This window comes from Klebsiella sp. JN_Kp127 (assembly GCF_040062505.1).
Lineage (GTDB): Bacteria > Pseudomonadota > Gammaproteobacteria > Enterobacterales > Enterobacteriaceae > Klebsiella > Klebsiella quasipneumoniae.
The window spans coordinates 155,716-173,676 of the sequence record NZ_JBEAHS010000032.1; the positions used below are offsets into that span (position 1 = coordinate 155,716).

The window sequence follows — 17,961 nt, forward strand, 5'->3', positions numbered from 1 at the left end:
TGGCTTTTTACTCTTCCTGTCCAGGTTCGCAATCACCTAATGCCCAGGCCTGAGGAGTGATTTCACCCAGCATACGGTCAGCCGCTAAAGCATCCATCATGTAGCGCAATACAGGATCATTTATACTGTACCCCACAAAACAAACCACATAGTTCCGGAACAACTCACTTACAAAACGTGCTGCCCAGCGTTCAGTCAGGTATGCCAGTCCAAAATCGCCACTGGTAACAACTAACCGATTTAGGGCAGTATCATCAGGCTTATCTGGTATCAATCCATGCAGAAAGACCAGTCCATCCCATCGACTATTCTTTGGAATAGGTAACATTGGAGATGAATATTCGTGGAAGGTCTGACGAGTACGTTTGGCTGCTACATGAAAAATACGATCGAAGTTCGTCGTGACCAGTCTTAATGACCCTTCATGATTACGTGCCAGATGTAACAGTGCAGTCTGAGTATCAACGGCACCTTTGATGCGGGTGTTTGGTTTCAGTGCAGTGGCAAGTGCGCGTCGCACGGCAATTCTCTGACCGGGTAAACGACGTTCAAGAAGATCTAATGTGGCATCATACTGGCCCCGATCCAAAGCTGCTTGTTCAAGTTCCGAAGGTTTTGTTCCATTTAGTCGGTAAATTTCCTTGACCAACCCTTTAAAGCCCGGCAGACGTGCGGGGTATGAGATGCCCGCGCCGCAGAAAAATACTACCCGACCTTCTTCATGAGCCTGCAAAAGAGACTCAGGAATGTTAGGGCCGTTTGTTATAAATTGCATTCCTTATGCTCCTACCATTATTAGCCTTGTACTATAGCCTAAAATTATACGTAATCTTATGAAGGCTGATGTAACCCAAGTAAACAAAATACTTAATTGGCGATACAGGATCTTTACTAGTAATCGATCACCAAAGTTACTGATATGCTCACCGCAGCTCTTAACTTGGTAGTGTAGTATTAACCCTATTGGTAAACTTCTGCTCCTTGCTAATAGCGGACCTCACACTCAGTGGTTTAGTCCGTTCCGTGCCAGAAATGAACTATTTTAAGATGGCCATTCAATCTTCCAGCAAGCTCACTTCTTCAGCAAGCCACTGTCTCAGAATTCGTATTTTAAAGGAATCCTGATTATCCGAGCTATAAACAAAATCGTATCCCCGCTCAGACTTAAGTTTGTATTGCGGAAAAGGAACAACAAGCCTTACAGCTGCTACATCATCCGCAACCAGAACACTGCGTCCAAGAGCCACACCTTCACCACGAATAAGCGCGTTCACGGGATATACTACCTTCTGAAACTGAATTTTCGTCGTAAGGGAAAACAGCTGCTGCCGTTGCATAATCCAGCACCACTGGCGACGCCGCAAGCGTTAAACGAGAGTTGGACCATCGATTTTATGCACAATACGCTGGTCTGCGGCAGACGCTTACGGACCTTCAATGTGGTGGATGATTTTTTACCGTGAAGCTCTGGCGATAGAAATCGATCTGAATATCCCTGCTCAGAGGGTCGACCGGGTGTTGGACAGGATCGTGGTAAACCGCGGCCACCCGCTGAAGATGCAGATGGACAAAGGACCAGAACTGGTCTCGCTGGCGCTGGCACAATGGGCTGAAGAATATGACGTGCAGCTCGAATTTATTAAGCCGGGTAAGCCTACAAAAAATGCTATTATCGAACGGTTCAAGCGGACGTACCGGACAGAAACTCTGGATTCTTATCTGATCAGAAAACTGAATGAAGCACGGGTAATTACAGAGCGCTGGCTGATGGAATAGAACCCCGAGCGGCCTCATGAATCCCTGAACAACCTGACGCCGGAAGAGTACCGGCTGATGGCTGAAAAACCGGAAATCTCAAAAAGCGCGTGGAACTGAAGCTGGGATGCTTACAAGTTAGCTAGCGAGTTTATGTAGGCCGGGTAAGGCGCAGCCGCCACCCGGCAAAAATACGGCACAAGAGCGGCACAAATACGGCCCAACAGCGTAACCGGGATAAGGCGTCACGCATCGCTCTCCGGGATTCTCCCTGCTGGCGCTATGCTCAGCCGCTTCCGTGTTAAGTTTCAGGTGTCGCATGAATCACTGGAGTACATCCCCCTTAGCATCAGCAGCAGGTTGCCGCTTAGGCCGCGGAGATCCCTCCCTTAACGCTGCAAGCGCGGTAGATTCCGAGCACCGGAGTGAAAAAGGATTAGCTGAACGTCTTCAGCGCGGGACGCGAATCCATGCTAATCACTTGAGGGGGTTAGCTCGCTCATGTTCCCCGACGAGCCGGATAGCGCTGCCGACAACTGGCAAAAGAGCCGTTGATATAGTCGCTCAGCGGCCACTTGTCCTGATAGCCAAACGTCCTCGGGAATGGATGTAGTACGAAGCGCCGGGTCAGGAGGTCAACGTGATTGCCGCTGAAGACGCGGTGTTCACGGATCATCTCATCTGGTAACCTGTCACTCGCGCCGTTGGTAACGTGAATATTCATGGTTAACTTTGGAACTCAGACGATTAATGAAAACTAGCAGACTATTCACTTTAATTTTGCCATTGTTACTGACACTCTGCGTTGGCACAGAGGCCAGCGCCAGCACACCTTCAGGCAGCATTTCCTCTGCAAACACATCAATTACCACTCGTGATAAGAACGGAAACCTACTGCCGAGTTTCCTGCGGATTCAGTACGATGTTGATTCAGATGGCAGAGTTCAGAATGTAAAGATACTTGAATCGACAACGACTCCGGAGTTGGAACATCAAGTCATTGATAAAATGATTAAAAAATGGCGTTTTGAAAAGGGCAAGCCGGGAACAGCTCAAAGATTAGTCGTCAAGATCCCACCCAAATCAGACGGCGGTCCCGCGAATAAGCAATAAGCACTTTTGAGGATTAATAGCCTGACGCATCATCTACGCCGGTAAAGTCCCCTGGGTGCAAGGAGCGGATAATGGTCCGGATTAATTTCTGTTAATAAAGAAGCATGTCGCTCCATATACTCTCCATGATTTGCAAAAAATAAATCAACAAACCTCTGTCAGAATTTTCTTTCTGAACAGGAGGTACTATGAACAAAATAAACTATCAAATCAAATACATTGAATATTTTTTGAGAAAATGCAGAACCATTTTGACTAATGACATTTCATTTCATGCAGACAGGTTAAGAGAAATATCTGGCACATATCCGGATTTACTCAATCCTGTAACGCTTAATGAGAAAATCTGCCATCGCATTTTATTCATCCACAACCCATTTTATACGATGCTTGCTGATAAACTTCTGGTCAGGGAGTATGTTGAGAAAAGAACTAATTTAATCAAGCTTATTCCTTTAGTAGGTGTTTATAACAGAGTTGATGATATTGATTTCGATAAACTACCCACTAAATTTGTTTTGAAATGCAATCATGATAGTGGTAGCGCGGTCATATGCACGGACAAAACGAATATTGATCCCGCTAAGGTTAAAAACAGGCTAAAACTATCTCTTAAAAAGAACATGTATTATACGACCCGAGAATGGCAGTATAAAAATATACCACCTGTGGTCCTATGCGAAATGTATCTGGATCTATTTTCCAGTAAACACCGGAGTATAACTCCGGAAATGCTAAGAATACATTGCTTTCACGGTGTGGCATGTTTTATCGAGGCAGACTTTACTGACAGCGATGGAAACGAATTCATTAACGTTTATGACAGAGCGTGGAATTTACAACCCTTTCAGATGGAATACCCAAATACGCCATTGCCGGTTGATGAACCAGAGTCATTTCATAAGTCCGTTATTGCCGCCCAGGACTTAGCAAAAGAAATAGACTACTGCCGCGTCGATCTTATGCTAAAAGGAGAAGATATTTATTTCAGCGAAATAACACTAAGCCCCAAAAGAGGCAAACTTAAAATCACCCCATCAATTTGGGACGCCAAAATCGGCAGTATGTGGGATCTGTCTGTTGCTAAAACAAGTTCAATCGAGCCTGTATATTCATGCCCTTAAACAGGCCATGAGAGTTTGAAAAGTGAGCCATTTTCTGGTGTCATACTATAGCTAACGTCTCCGCCGTGGGCGCACATAATGGCTTTAACTACCGACAACCCCAAACCACAGCCCTCTGGATTAATATTTTTGGCGTATTGTCCTCGCTGAAAAGGCTGGAATAAGGACTTCTGGAGTTCTTCAGGAATTCCAGGTCCTTTGTCCTGAACGATAATAAAATTATCGTTTCCTGTAATACCATTCTTTATTAACAGCGTCTGTGATGTGGAATATTTTAAGGCATTGTCAAAAAGAACGGTGAGGCACTGAATAATGCGTAAGGGATCGCAAACGCAATACTGATGGTTAATCTCAGTGACAATTTCGAAATGCTTTTTATCAAAATCCGGCCAAAAGGTATCAAGCGCATTTGAAATCGTGGACTTGAGATCGACTTCACTCAGCATCAAGGAGTACCCAGCGCCTCCTGACGAACTCACGACGCGGAGATCCTCAATTAAGTTGGTCAGACCTTCAGTTTGTTTAAGAAGGTTCCTGAATAACGACGGTTCTGGTTCGAAAACGCCGTCAACCAGTCCTTGAAGCCTCCCACGTAAGATAGTCACCGGCGTCCGGAGTTCATGAGCAATTGCAGCATTCCATAAATTTCGCTGCGCATCCAGCGTCTGTAACTTTTCAGCCATCTCATTAAAGTCATTGACGAGCCTATTCATCTCTCCCAACTTAGAACTGCTGTTAAATGCTCTGGCACTAAGGTTTCCCTGAGAGATTTGTTTCAGGCTGTATGCGACGTCATTCAGTGGGTTGAATATTCTGGCAGACAGCTTTACGGTAAAGAAAAGTGCAACGACCAGACTGGTAATGGACGCCATCAGAATCCACATCCAGTCAAGGAATGTCATGGCATCTTCACTACCTTCGTTCATTCCACCCGGCAGGTAATAAATCAGGAAACTATAAAATAAGTAGGAACCGAGTATTGCAATGGCAATAATAACAAACGTTAACAACAACATATATGTCAAAATCTGACGACTCAGAATCGTTTCTTTGTTCATTTTTTGTCACCCAACCGGTAGCCTAATCCTCGGATGCTTTCCGGAATGCCCTTCAATCCGGCATGTTCAAGCTTTTTCCGAAGTTTACTCATATGACTGTCTACAGTACGATCCAGCGAGTCTCCCTCAGGTAAACACGCATCGAGTAACTCTTCACGTGAACAGACTTTTCTCGGGTTTCTCGCCAGGTAGGTTAAAAGCTTAAACTCAGTGGTGGTTAATACTGGCGTGGAAACTTCACCTTGTGCAGTGATTTCAACGTAAAACTCATCAGGATAAATCGTTAAAAAAGGCGTTCTTAAAGGCCGTGAATGTGTAGACTCTGCAACCGGTCTGGTTCTGCGAAGCACAGCTTCAACCCGGGCAATAACCTCAGATGGATTAAAGGGTTTTATCACATAGTCGTCCGCCCCGAGTCGTAGCCCCATCAGTTTATCAACGTCTTGATCCAGTGCTGTCACCATGATGACCGGTACATTCGTTTCCTTTCTTAACGTGGTGAGAACATTCCAGCCATCGTACACGGGCAGGTGGATGTCCAACAGCAGGAGATCAGGCTTGTTCAGACGGGTAAGATTGATTGCCTGCTCACCGTCTTCAGCTCTTAAGGTTTTCATACCTGCCTTACGTAAATAGCCTGTCAGTATGGCAGCGATGTCATCATCGTCTTCTGCGACGATAATCAGATTGTTGTTGTTCATATTTTCTTCCACAGTGCTGAGGACAACATGCATTTTACCCTGAAAGCACTTTTATCGTCATGCTTAAAGTTCTTTAACTCAATTACAAACATGAATTTTCAATTTGATGTTTTTGGACAGATATTTTTTGGAAAAGTTCATCAAGAAATTTTCTTAAAATTTTACCAGCCACGCTCTCCATATTCACTACACATTTTATAAATAATTAATCAACATCGCTAAGTGATAATCTCCAACCAGGTTAAGTGTTGCATGCAATATGTACTTTGTCTTAGGAGGTTTAGGGTGTTGACTAAATGTTTTTTCCGGCGCGAGAATTTGATGGCCTCACTTTTATTTTGCATCGTTTCATATGGGTTGTTATCTACCTGGCTTTACCTTGTGCATTCAATTAATGAAAAAGTAGAATCCACATTACCCTCATCTTTACTGATTCGTGTTTTGATAATCATTACAGCATTATCATTTATCATTCAGAAAAAAGCTGGAGTTATTAAAAGCTTCATTGCAATAACATTCGGTCTGATTTTACTGTTTATACACACCATCATTGTATTGCATCTGCTTTTGAATACTTTTCCAGATATTTATGATTTTGTTTTTTATTATGAATTTTTTTTAATGGTTTTCTTTTGCGGACTACCTTTATGTTTATGTATAAGAATGGTTTGATATTATGCAATGTCAACATGATACATAACTTCAGGAGTGAGTACACATATCCTCCATAAAACATCCATTCACGATTGACATCATCACGTTACACTTAGCCATTGATTTATGACTGCTCTATTATGCTGTCTCGTTTCACTTAGCTAAAAAATAAACCAACGGCAGAACCCTTTACACCCAGATGTTTAATACAAATTTATCATGATTCATAAAGGCAACAACAAACCTATGGCCCCCGGGGTTGCTATCTCACTTAAGACACTTGCCTGGCGGTACAGAAAGAAATTGTGCATTACTTTCATGCTGGTTATTGCTGAAAACGTTGCATTCCTGCTCTACCCCGTTCTGGCGGGCATGGCGATAAATGCCATCCTGGGCGGACAGACGTCACATGCGGCCCTTTATGGCCTGATGGTTCTGTTCATGTGGTGCATGGGAGCCACCAGACGTAGTGTCGATACGCGAACGTTTGCACGTATCTACGCAAGTCTTGCTGTGACTGTAGTATTAGCTCAGCGAAAATATTCACTTAATCACTCGACTATTGCTGCGAGAGTCACTCTGTCCCGTGAATTTGTAGATTTCTTCGAGTTGCACCTGCCGGTCTTGATCACCTCAATCATTTCCCTTTTCGGCGCAGCAATTATGCTGTTATGGATTGAGTTCTGGACAGGTATAGCCTGTTTGATCATCGTGGGAATACTGATGTGTTTTGTCTCAAGCTATACCAGCAAAAATGAGACATTCTACAGACGGCTGAATAATCGCCTTGAGAAAGAGGTCGATTATGTTAATAAGGCGCCTTTTAGTGCTCTTAAGCGACATTATGACACACTTGCCCGTCTGCGCGTGGTGTTATCCGACAGAGAGGCAAGGGGATATTTATCAATAGGCCTTCTGGTTTCGGCTCTCTTTTCCATGACCATTATCAGGATGAGCATGGAATCCGGAATTAATGCCGGACATATTTATTCCGTCATGACCTATATGTGGATGTTTGCAACAAGCCTGGATGACGCACCACAACTTCTTGAGAAATTTTCCCAGCTCAGGGATATCGGTAAACGGGTTTCGACAGACGATGAGACCTCTTTATCAGGATAACCATGCTGAACTTTTACCCTTTGTATGTTGACTGGAAGTACACCTGATGCCGCACTTTTTCATTGAGCGCCCCATCTTCGCATGGGTTATTGCCCTGTTTATTGTTCTGACGGGACTGTTGTCCATACCTCGTTTACCGGTTGCGCAATACCCTGAAGTTGCGCCACCCGGCATTATCATTTCAGTGAGTTACCCCGGAGCCAGCCCGGAAGTGATGAACACATCCGTCGTGTCTCTGATCGAGCGTGAAATTGCGAGTGTTGACAATTTACTCTATTTTGAATCTTCCAGTGACACGACAGGGATGGCGTCAATTACGGTAACTTTCAAACCCGGCACCGACACCAAACTCGCCCAGATGGATCTGCAGAACCAAATTAAAATTGTGGAATCCCGCCTGCCGCAGTCGGTCAGACAGAATGGGATAAATGTTGAGGCAGCTAATTCCGGTTTTTTAATGATGGTGGGGTTAAAATCGCCAAACGGAGACTATCAGGAAGCTGACTTAAGCGATTATTTTGCAAGGAATGTTACTGATGAACTCCGTCGCGTACCTGGTGTAGGTAAAGTTCAGCTTTTTGGCGGAGAAAAGGCACTCCGCATATGGCTGGACCCGATGAAATTACACAGCTATGGGCTCTCTGTTACGGATGTATTAAGCGCCATCAGTCAACAAAACGTGATTGTTTCACCGGGCAGAACCGGAGATGAACCCGCGACGAGCAGCCAAGAGGTGACCTATCCAATAACGGTAAAAGGGCAGCTCTCTTCGGTTGAAGAATTTCGCAATATCACGATTAAATCACAGGTCTCAGCCGCCCGGGTGACACTGGCAGACGTTGCCCGCGTGGAATCCGGGTTGCAAAGTTACGCATTTAGCATCCGTGAAAATGGCGTGCCTGCAACGGCAGCCGCCATTCAATTGTCTCCTGGCGCAAATGCGATTAGTACTGCGTCGGGTATCCGCGCGCGGTTAACAGAATTGTCCGGTGTGCTTCCCGCGGGAATGACATTCACCGTGCCTTTCGATACGGCTCCATTTGTAAAGCTATCGATATTGAAGGTAGTTGAGACATTTGTTGAAGCTATGGTTCTGGTCTTTTTCGTGATGCTGCTTTTCCTTCACAAGATACGCTGTACGCTTATTCCTGCGATTGTGGCACCCGTGGCGCTGCTCGGCACATTTACCGTAATGCTATTAAGCGGTTATTCCATCAATATTTTAACCATGTTTGGAATGATACTGGCCATCGGGATTATTGTTGACGATGCTATTGTTGTGGTAGAGAACGTCGAACGACTGATGGAAGACAAAAAAATGTCTCCACAGGATGCAACGCGAGAAGCGATGCGTGAAATTACGCCGGCAATCATTGGTATTACGCTGGTGCTCACTGCGGTGTTTATACCAATGGCCTTTGCCAGCGGTTCTGTGGGTATTATTTATCGACAGTTCAGCATTTCGATGGCGATATCCATTTTACTGTCGGCATTCCTGGCGCTGACGTTAACGCCTGCGCTTTGTGCAACCCTGCTCAAACCACATGGTATTCATCAGGGTAAAAGCAGCGCATTTTCAGCGTGGTTTAACGCTCACTTTCATCGCCTCACTGCGTTTTACGCCACTGGTCTGGGATTTGTACTGAAGCGTACTGGCCGTATGATGATGATCTACGCTGCATTATGTTTGGCATTGTTTGCCGGGCTGTCCTCCTTACCCTCATCATTTTTACCTGATGAAGATCAGGGTTATTTTATGTCCTCAATCCAGCTTCCTTCTGATGCCACGATGCAGCGGACGCTTAAGGTCGTCGATACATTTGAAGAGGAGATCGCTCATCGGCAGGCGGTAGAAAGTAACATTATGATCCTGGGATTTGGTTTCTCAGGGTCAGGCCAAAATTCGGCCATGGCATTCACCACCCTCAAGGACTGGAAACAACGCAAAGGAACCACGGCACAGGAAGAAGCTGACCATATTCAGTCCCAAATGGCAAACGTGCCGGACGCCGTAACAATGACTCTGCTGCCCCCGGCCATTTCTGATATGGGAACCTCATCCGGGTTCACTTATTATTTACAGGACAGAGGGGGGAAAGGCTATCAGGCACTCAAAAAGGCGGCCGATGAGCTTATTGTACAGGCAAATCATAATCCTCACCTTGCCGATGTCTATATTGATGGACTTGGTGAGGGAACAAGCCTTTCCCTGCATATCGACAGGGAAAAAGCGGAGGCCATGGGGGTATCGTTTGATGAAATAAATCAAACCATTTCCGTTGCAGCAGGTTCCAATTATGTGAATGACTATACCAATAATGGTCGGGTTCAGCAGGTTATCGTCCAGGCGGACGCGCCATACCGGATGCAGCCTGAACAACTTTTGGTTTTGTCTGTCAAAAACCGTCTGGGGCAGATGCTTCCATTATCCACTTTTGTGTCGCTTTCGTGGAATGTTGCACCGCAGCAACTGATACGCTATCAGGGATATCCTGCCATACGCCTAACCGGGAGTGCCGCACAGGGAAAATCGTCAGGTACCGCAATGGCGGCAATGGACAATCTGGCTAAGCACTTACCACCGGGGTTCGCCGGTGAGTGGGCGGGAAGTTCGTTACAGGAAAAAGAGTCTGCATCACAGCTTCCGGGTCTTATTGTGCTCTCGGTACTGGTGGTATTCATGGTGCTGGCTGCTCTATACGAAAGCTGGTCCATTCCCTTCGCGGTCATGCTCGTTGTTCCTCTGGGGCTGCTCGGCGCTGTGCTGGCCGTATCCGTTACGAATATGACGAATGACGTCTTTTTCAAAGTGGGTCTGATAACTCTGATTGGACTTTCCGCCAAGAATGCGATTCTGATTATCGAGTTCGCGAGACAATTGCTGAAAGAAGGAAAGAGCCTTATTGACGCGACATTGACGGCTGCAAAGCAACGCTTACGGCCAATTCTGATGACATCTCTGGCTTTTACATTAGGTGTTGTTCCGCTGATGCTTGCCAGTGGAGCCAGCGACAGCACACAACATGCGATTGGTACCGGTGTATTCGGCGGGATGATTAGCGGAACGCTACTGGCTATTTTCTTTGTTCCGGTATTTTTCGTGACGATCACACGATTTACTGGCATGCGAAAAGACAGGCCGGGGAATAGCCGGAACGGCTAATCTCTGCCCTGTGTTCCGGCCAGTTTAAAACAGACTTTTGCTGACCTGGCTGGCATTACATTTTCAAGGACATTATGAACATTATTACCACGCAAAGGTTAATCATTCGCCATTTTAAGAAAGAGGATGCGCCAGCACTTTTCGATTACCTCTCTTCACCACGTACTCCTTGCTTTAAGGATGAAAAGTTACATTCACTCGCTGATGCAGAGGTCGACGTGGCTAAACGAGCCTCTGACCCAGCACAGTATGCCGTTTGTCTAAAAGAAACCGATACCGTAATCGGACATCTTTTTGCGGACAATAGCAACGAGCCAGACAGCAATACCTGGTCAGTAGGCTGGCATTTTAATCAACGTTATGAACATCAGGGATATGCAAGCGAGTCAGTTGCTGCACTGTTTGATTATTTATTTAAAGTAAAAGGTGCCAGACGTTTGTACGCCTGGGTAGAAGTTTACAACCTGGCCTCTCAAAAACTCTGTGAACGTTTGCATATGCGACAGGAAGGTTGTTTTAAAGAGTTTGTCTCCTTTGAAAACGACGATGGTAAGGCAAGGTATGACGACACATACATCTATGCGTTACTGCATAAAGAATGGACGAAGTAGAGGGTGAAGAAAAATACATGCTCCTCGCTCAAAGCAGGCCTTCAACCCAGTCAGATTGCCCACGTCGTGCCAGAGACCTTCAAATATCGTTGCTGCGTTTTGCACGATGCTCACACCCAAACCAAAAAAAGCCCCTGCATATCAGCAGGGGCAAGCCATGTCAGAGCTTATTATTTATTAGTTAAATACCATCCCGCCGTCGATCAGCAATGACTGACCGGTCATGTAATCAGAATCCGGGCTGGCAAGATAGGAGACGCAGGCGGCGACATCTTCCGGTTCGGACAGACGACCGAGGGTGATGCGTTTGGCGAACTCGGCGGTACCGTAACCCAGCGGTTTACCGGCAGCTTCGGACACCTGGCGGTCAATTTCGGCCCACATCGGCGTTTTGACGATCCCCGGGCAGTAGCCGTTGACCGTGATGCCCAGCGGCGCGAGGTCGCGAGCGGCGGTCTGGGTTAAGCCGCGTACGGCGAATTTACTGGAGCTATACACCGCCAGCTCCGGGTTGCCGACGTGGCCGGCCTGGGAACAGGCGTTAATGATTTTCCCGCCGTGACCCTCTTTCTTAAAGGCCTCGACCGCCGCCTGAATGCCCCAGATCACCCCTTTAACGTTGATATTGTAGACTTTATCGACAATCTCCGGGGTAATAGACTCGATCGGCGTGGACGGCGCCACGCCGGCGTTGTTGACGATGACGTCGAAGCCGCCCAGCGTTTTGCGCGCCTGTTCGACGGCGGCAAACACCTGATCGCGGTCGGAGACATCCACTTTCACCGCCATGGCGCGGCCGCCGGCCTGGTTGATTTCGGAGGCGACCGCTTTGGCGGTAGCGTCGTTATAATCGGCAATGGCCACGGCAAATCCATCCTTCACCAGACGAAGGGCGATAGCTTTACCAATCCCCTGGCCGGCGCCGGTAACAAGTGCGACTTTTTTCATTTTCCTTTCCTTATTGTGATGACTTACAGAATCTGACTCAGATGCAGCTGACCCATCAGCAGCGGGTTATCGCGATAATCCACCGGGATGGCCACTACCGCCGGGCCGTCGACGTCCATCGCCGCGCGCAGGGTCGGCTCCAGCGCCTCAGCGCTTTCCACGGCAAACCCTTTGGCGCCGAAGGACTCGGCATAGGCTTTAAAATCCATCGGCCCGAACTCGACGCCGGACAGGCGCTGATATTTTTTCTCTTCCTGGATGGCCACCATGTTGTAACCGTTATCGACCCAGATCAGGTGCAGCACGTTGGCTTTCAGGCGGACGGCGGTCTCCAGCTCCATGCTCGACTGCAGGAAACCGCCGTCGCCGGAGACGGAGACCACTTTGCGCTCAGGATTGACCAGCCAGGCGCCGATGGCCCAGGGCAGGGCGACGCCCATGGTCTGCTGGCCGTTGGAGATCATCACCTGACGGGCGCGGAAGCTGTAAAGGTAGCGGGCGATCCAGATATGGAAGCTGCCCATGTCCACGGTCAGCGTGACGTCGCTGTTGACGATATCCTGCATCGCGCGAACGATACGCAGCGGATGCAGGGCAAACTGATTCAGCTGCGCGCCGCGGCGGTCCAGCAGTTCGCGCTGGTGCTGGCGGTCGCGGAGGATCTCCGCCGCCTGCGGGGAGAGCACCAGCCGGCGATCGATATTTTGCGCCAGCTTGCTGAGGGTGCCGGCGATATCGCCCACCAGCTCGACGTCCGGGGTATAGTTGCGCTCTTCATAGGCGGGCAGGACGTCGATATGCACCAGCGTCGCGTTGCCGCTGTTCCACATCGCCGGTTCATATTCCACCGGGCTGTAGCCGATGCAGATCACCAGGTCGGCGAGCTGCAGCAGACGGTCCCCGGCCTGGTTGTTAAACAGCCCGACCCGGCCGGCGAAGCGAGAGAAGTTATCCTGATTTACCGCCCCGGCGGCCTGATAGGTGCTGGTGACCGGAATATGGCTGGCCTCCAGCAAACGGCGCAGCGCCGCGCTGTTTTCCGGCTGGCTGGCCATCAGGCCGAGCAGGAAGATCGGGTTCTTCGCCTGAGCGATAAGCTTCGCCACCTGGTCGATGGCGGCATCCGGCGCGGCGCCCATCTGCGGGGCCCCGCTGGCCGGCAGCACTTTGCCGCTGACCGGGCCATCGACCACATCCTGCGGCAGGCTGACGAAAGCGCTGCCCGGCCGGCCCTGCTCGGCGGCGCGGAAGGCGTTGGAGACCACTTCCGCCAGCGCGTCCGGCGCGGTCACCTCGACGGCGTATTTCGTCACCGGGCTGAACATCGCCACCGTATCCATACTCTGGTGGACCTGTTTGGCCTTATCGGCGCGTTTCACCGCGCCGCCCAGGGCCACCACCGGGTCGCCTTCGCTGTTGGCGGTGGCCATACCGGTGATCAGGTTGGAACAGCCCGGACCGGAGGTGACCAGCGCCACGCCCGCTTTACCGGTAATGCGCCCGACGGCGGCGGCCATAAAGGCGGCGTTAGCTTCGTGGCGTACCGGAATAATGCGAATGGAGGAATCCAGCAGTGAGTCGAATACCTTGTCGATTTTGGCGCCAGGGATGCCGAACACCTGACGTACCCCCTGGGCTTCCAGCTGGCTGACGACGAGATCGGCGCCGTGCGCCCACTGGCGTACCGGATACTGTTTGTCCATGTGACCCCCTTAACTTTCTACGGAACGGATGGCGGCATCGAGATTATCGGGATGCAGATTGGCCTGCAGGAACGCGCTGTCGGCGGGCAGGTCGATCATCAGCTTGTGAATTTCGCCGAAGGTCAATACCCCGTGGTCGAGCTGGTAATCCAGCAGGTGACCGCCGCCTTTGCGGTCATCGGTAATAAAGTGCTCGTGATACCCGGCGACGTTGATCCCCTGCATATGCTGCGGGGTACGGAAGCCGACCAGCACCCCTTCGCGCTGGTTAAAGCGGAACACCGGCTGATCGTCGAGGACGTCGGTCATCGCCCGGTACGGCGGCGTCTGGCGCGGCACGGTGCGGGTATGGGCATGGCGGAAATGGCCGTCGATGCGCAGGGCGCAGAACAGGTTGTCAGAGGGGATTTGCTGGTCGATCACCTCGTGCAGCTGCTGGCGGCTCACCGGATGGTCGAAGGTTTTCCGGTATTGCGGCTGGAACCAGGTCATCACCGCGAACGGCGTTTTCTGCTCCGGCTGGGCTTTGCGCGCGCTGCCGTCGGCCCGCAGCTGATAGACCTGACTGCTGAAGGCGATCAGCTCCCCGTCCAGCTCATTAAAGGTGCCGAGACCGAAATCGCCGTGCTTCAGCAGGTCTGCGATGGTGGTGCTGCCTTCGTAAACCCCGCTCAGCAGGGCGCTCATGAGCGATGTCTGATAGAGCACGCTCTCGGGATGCTGCGCGGAAAACGCCCGCAGGGTTTCGCACAGACTCTCTTCGCAGGTGCATTCAGCAGAATGATTCATATACCACTTCCTCGTTCAACAAATATAAGAAAGGTTAAATAAATGTTGACCCGATTCAGCTCACAGTTCCAATATAGAAACCATGCTGGTTTGAGACGTTTTCGATATGGAACTTCGTTATCTTCGCTATTTTGTCGCCGTCGCCAGGACGCGGCACTTCACCCAGGCCGCCAAGGAACTGGGTATTTCACAGCCTCCGTTAAGTCAGCAAATTCAGCGGCTTGAGCGCGAGGTGGGGACCCCGCTGTTTCGGCGTTTGACCCGCGGGGTGGAGCTCACCGAGGCCGGTGAGTCGTTCTATGAGGATGCCCGCCAGATCCTCGCCATGAGCGATGCGGCGCTGGAGAAGGCCAAGGGCATTGCCCGCGGGATGAACGGCAGCCTGTCGCTAGGCATTACCAGTTCTGATGCTTTCCACCCGCAAATCTTCACGCTGCTGCACCGTTTTCAGCTCGATCACCCCGGGGTGACCCTGCACCAGATGGAAGACAATATGGCCAATCTGATGACCGCCCTGAGCGAGGCCGAGCTGGACATCGCCTTTGTCCGTCTGCCGTGCGAGAGCAGTAAAGCCTTTAATCTGCGGATTATCGATGAGGAGCCGATGGTTATCGCGCTGCCGCGCGATAACCCGCTGGCGACGCAGCCGACCCTGGCCCTGGAGCAGCTGCGCGACGTGGCGCCGATCCTCTTCCCGCGGGAGGTGGCCCCGGGGCTGTATGAGCTGGTGTACAACAGCTGCCTGCGCGCCGGCATCGATATGGAGCGCGCCTGGCAGTCGTCGCAGATTTCGTCATCGCTGAGCATGGTCAATGCCGGGTTCGGCTTCGCGCTGGTCCCGCAGTCGATGACCTGCATTCAACAGCCGAACGTCAGCTATCACCCGCTCAGCGGGGCGCCGCTGAAGACCGATATCGCCATCGCCTGGCGGCGCTTCGAGCGCTCGCGCACGGTGAAACGCTTTCTGGCGATGTTCTGATCGTCGCGTCGCCTGCGGTTTACTGCGCCACCCAGCCGCCGTCCATGTTCCACGCCGCGCCGCGCACCTGGGCGGCGGCGTCGCTGCACAGAAACAGCGCCATTTCGCCCAGCTGCTGCGGGGTGACAAACTCCCCGGAGGGCTGTTTTTCCGCCAGCAGCTGCGCGCTGGCCTGCTGCGGGTCGACCCCTTCGGCGATGCGCTTATCGATCTGCTGCTGCACCAGCGGGGTCAGCACCCAGCCGGGGCAGATGGCGTTGCAGGTGATGCCGCTGCGCGCGGTTTCCAGGGCCACGGTTTTGGTCAGACCGACCACCGCGTGCTTGGCGGCGACATAGGCCGATTTCTCTTTCGACGCCACCAGGCCATGCACTGAGGCAATGTTGATGATGCGCCCCCAGTCGCGCTGGCGCATGCCTGGCAGCGCCAGGCGGGTGGTGTGGAAGACGCTGGAGAGATTGATCGCGATGATGTCGTTCCATTTGTCCACCGGGAACTGCTCCACCGGGGCGACGTGCTGGATACCGGCGTTATTGATCACGATATCGACGCCGCCGAAGGTGCTTTCGGCATAGCGCATCATCGCCTCGATCTGCCCGACGTCGCGCAGGTCGGCGTCGTGATAGCCGGGGATCTTGCCCAGCGCGGCGACTTCAGCCCGGGCGTGGCTGCTGTCGCCGAAGCCATTGAGCACCAGCTGGGCGCCTGCCTGCGCCAGCACTTTGGCGATCCCTAAGCCGATGCCGCTGGTGGAGCCGGTGACCAGCGCCGTTTTACCGTCTAAATTCATTTTATTACTCCTTCAATCTGGTCTCAGACAATGCCGGTCACATAGAACGTGGCAATGACAAACAGCACCGCGAGGCTTTTGATCACCGTGATGGCGAAAATGCCGCCGTAGGCCTGGCGATGGCTCAGGCCGGTGATCGCCAGCAGGGTGATCACCGCCCCGTTATGCGGCAGGGTGTCCATGCCGCCGCTGGCCATGGCGGCGACGCGGTGCAGGACCTCCAGCGGAATATTGGCGGCGTGGGCGGCGGCGACAAAGGTCTCGGACATCGCCGCCAGGGCGATGCTCATTCCCCCGGAGGCCGAGCCGGTGATCCCGGCCAGCACCGTGACGCTGATCGCCTCGTTTAACAGCGGATTGGGAATGGCCGCGAGGGCTTTCGACAGCACCAGGAAACCCGGCAGGGCGGCGATAACCGCGCCGAAGCCATACTCAGAGGCGGTGTTCATTGCCGCGAGAATCGCCCCGCCCACCGCCGTCCGGCTCCCCTCCGCCAGCCGGCCGCGAATATTGCGATAGCCGCAGACCAGCACCAACACAATGCCGGAGAGCAGCGCTGCCTGCACCGCCCAGATGGCGGTGATTTTCCCCACCTCGGTGACGACAGGCTTCGCCAGACCCGGCAGGGTGAGCTCATGGCTGGCGCCGTACCATTGCGGGATCCAATGGGTAAACAGCAGATTCAGCACCCCCACCAGCAGCAGCGGGGCGATTGAGATCAGCGGATGCGGCAGGTCGATGTCATCCGGGGTCTCCGGCTCATTTTGCAGATCGGTCCCATAGCCTTCGCCGCTGGCCTGCGCTTTGCGGCGCTGGCGCTCCAGCCACAGCAAACCGAAGAGGATAATGAACAGCGAGCCGATAAGCCCCAGCCACGGGGCCGCCCAGGCGTTGGTGCCGAAGAAGCTGGTGGGAATAATATTCTGGATCTGCGGCGTGCCGGGCAGGGCGTCCATGGTAAACGAGAACGCGCCGAGGGCGACGGTGGCGGGGATCAGCCGTTTGGGGATCCCGCTCTGGCGAAACAGCTCGGCGGCGAAAGGGTAAACGGCAAAGGCCACCACAAACAGCGACACCCCGCCGTAGGTCAGCAGGGCGCACACCAACACGATCACCGGGATCGCGTGGCGGCGGCCGAGGATGCGGATGGCGGCGGCGACAATCGACCGTGAGAATCCCGACAGCTCAATCAGCTTGCCGAACACGGCGCCCAGCAGAAACACCGGGAAATAGAGCTTCACAAAGCCGACCATTTTTTCCATAAACAGGCCGGTAAAGGCCGGGCCGACCGCTCCCGGGTCGGTGAGCAGCACCGCGCCGAGGGCGGCGATCGGCGCAAAGAGGATCACGCTGTATCCACGGTAGGCTGCCAGCATCAGTAACGCCAGCGCGGCCAGGGCTATTATCACACTCATCACGACGTCTCACTCTCATTGTTATTGTAGGGGTAC

The 17,961-nt window shown here is 51.6% G+C and carries 16 protein-coding genes and 2 pseudogenes; 9 read left to right on the top strand and 9 right to left on the bottom strand.

The annotated features are described in order from the left end of the window. Positions 1-7: 7 nt before the first annotated feature. Complete coding sequence (locus ABLV04_RS10400) at positions 8-775, bottom strand: SIR2 family protein (RefSeq protein WP_257394938.1); 768 nt, start codon at positions 773-775, stop codon at positions 8-10. Positions 776-1,055: 280 nt separating this feature from the next. Then, positions 1,056-1,337: a hypothetical protein gene (locus tag ABLV04_RS10405; protein ID WP_227666017.1), complete on the bottom strand. Its 282-nt coding sequence runs from the start codon at positions 1,335-1,337 to the stop codon at positions 1,056-1,058. Between ABLV04_RS10405 and ABLV04_RS10410 the strand changes: the two are divergent. From ABLV04_RS10410 to ABLV04_RS10425, 4 genes and pseudogenes are all read left to right on the top strand, one after another. Further along, positions 1,260-1,773 (top strand): annotated as a pseudogene (locus ABLV04_RS10410) (DDE-type integrase/transposase/recombinase); the annotation flags it as partial. The gene ABLV04_RS10405 and the pseudogene ABLV04_RS10410 overlap by 78 nt on opposite strands. Before the next feature lie 3 nt (positions 1,774-1,776). Next, a pseudogene (locus ABLV04_RS10415) lies at positions 1,777-1,875 on the top strand (integrase); the annotation flags it as partial. Positions 1,876-2,505: 630 nt separating this feature from the next. After that, complete coding sequence (locus ABLV04_RS10420) at positions 2,506-2,868, top strand: TonB family protein (RefSeq protein ID WP_117136039.1); 363 nt, start codon at positions 2,506-2,508, stop codon at positions 2,866-2,868. Positions 2,869-3,056: 188 nt separating this feature from the next. Continuing rightward, complete coding sequence (locus ABLV04_RS10425) at positions 3,057-3,992, top strand: ATP-grasp fold amidoligase family protein (RefSeq protein ID WP_180265609.1); 936 nt, start codon at positions 3,057-3,059, stop codon at positions 3,990-3,992. Here the strand turns inward: ABLV04_RS10425 and ccrB are convergent. Further along, positions 3,989-5,050: a HAMP domain-containing histidine kinase CrrB gene (ccrB, locus tag ABLV04_RS10430; RefSeq protein ID WP_180265610.1), complete on the bottom strand. Its 1,062-nt coding sequence runs from the start codon at positions 5,048-5,050 to the stop codon at positions 3,989-3,991. The two genes, ABLV04_RS10425 and ccrB, sit on opposite strands and share 4 nt — an antisense overlap. Next, complete coding sequence (locus ABLV04_RS10435) at positions 5,047-5,751, bottom strand: response regulator (RefSeq protein WP_004151175.1); 705 nt, start codon at positions 5,749-5,751, stop codon at positions 5,047-5,049. The genes ccrB and ABLV04_RS10435 overlap by 4 nt, the downstream gene beginning before the upstream one ends. 252 nt (positions 5,752-6,003) lie before the next feature. Here ABLV04_RS10435 and ABLV04_RS10440 point away from each other — a divergent pair, with 252 nt between their 5' ends. From ABLV04_RS10440 to ABLV04_RS10455, 4 genes are all read left to right on the top strand, one after another. After that, complete coding sequence (locus ABLV04_RS10440) at positions 6,004-6,423, top strand: transporter (RefSeq protein ID WP_162923982.1); 420 nt, start codon at positions 6,004-6,006, stop codon at positions 6,421-6,423. 228 nt (positions 6,424-6,651) lie between these two features. Further along, the gene (locus tag ABLV04_RS10445) at positions 6,652-7,527 is read left to right on the top strand and encodes an ABC transporter six-transmembrane domain-containing protein (protein ID WP_348815720.1); all 876 of its coding nucleotides are present in this window, start codon (positions 6,652-6,654) and stop codon (positions 7,525-7,527) included. Between the two features lie 46 nt (positions 7,528-7,573). Further along, positions 7,574-10,690, top strand: coding sequence for a multidrug efflux RND transporter permease subunit KexD (gene kexD, locus ABLV04_RS10450; protein ID WP_348815681.1), 3,117 nt, complete (start codon positions 7,574-7,576; stop codon positions 10,688-10,690). Positions 10,691-10,764: 74 nt separating this feature from the next. Next, positions 10,765-11,301, top strand: a complete 537-nt coding sequence (locus ABLV04_RS10455) for a GNAT family protein (RefSeq protein ID WP_117136046.1) — start codon at positions 10,765-10,767, stop codon at positions 11,299-11,301. 177 nt (positions 11,302-11,478) lie between these two features. Here ABLV04_RS10455 and ABLV04_RS10460 read toward each other — a convergent pair whose 3' ends face one another. From ABLV04_RS10460 to budA, 3 genes are read right to left on the bottom strand one after another with little or no spacing between them, the layout of a single operon-like run. Then, complete coding sequence (locus tag ABLV04_RS10460) at positions 11,479-12,249, bottom strand: (S)-acetoin forming diacetyl reductase (protein ID WP_004151179.1); 771 nt, start codon at positions 12,247-12,249, stop codon at positions 11,479-11,481. A gap of 23 nt (positions 12,250-12,272) precedes the next feature. Further along, positions 12,273-13,952, bottom strand: coding sequence for an acetolactate synthase AlsS (gene alsS / locus ABLV04_RS10465; RefSeq protein ID WP_023290012.1), 1,680 nt, complete (start codon positions 13,950-13,952; stop codon positions 12,273-12,275). 9 nt (positions 13,953-13,961) lie between these two features. Next, on the bottom strand, positions 13,962-14,741 hold the full coding sequence (gene budA / locus ABLV04_RS10470) for an acetolactate decarboxylase (protein WP_002908205.1): 780 nt from the start codon (positions 14,739-14,741) through the stop codon (positions 13,962-13,964). A 106-nt stretch (positions 14,742-14,847) separates the two neighbouring features. On the opposite strand from budA, the gene ABLV04_RS10475 reads away from it, so the two are divergent. Then, positions 14,848-15,720 carry a LysR family transcriptional regulator gene (locus ABLV04_RS10475; protein ID WP_004145376.1) on the top strand — a complete coding sequence of 291 codons (873 nt, stop codon included), beginning with the start codon at positions 14,848-14,850 and terminating at the stop codon, positions 15,718-15,720. A gap of 19 nt (positions 15,721-15,739) precedes the next feature. Here ABLV04_RS10475 and ABLV04_RS10480 read toward each other — a convergent pair whose 3' ends face one another. Then, positions 15,740-16,510 (bottom strand): 3-hydroxybutyrate dehydrogenase, encoded by a 771-nt coding sequence (locus tag ABLV04_RS10480; protein ID WP_023290011.1) that lies wholly within the window; start codon positions 16,508-16,510, stop codon positions 15,740-15,742. 23 nt (positions 16,511-16,533) lie between these two features. After that, positions 16,534-17,928, bottom strand: coding sequence for a GntP family permease (locus ABLV04_RS10485; RefSeq protein ID WP_348815683.1), 1,395 nt, complete (start codon positions 17,926-17,928; stop codon positions 16,534-16,536). Positions 17,929-17,961: the final 33 nt, after the last annotated feature.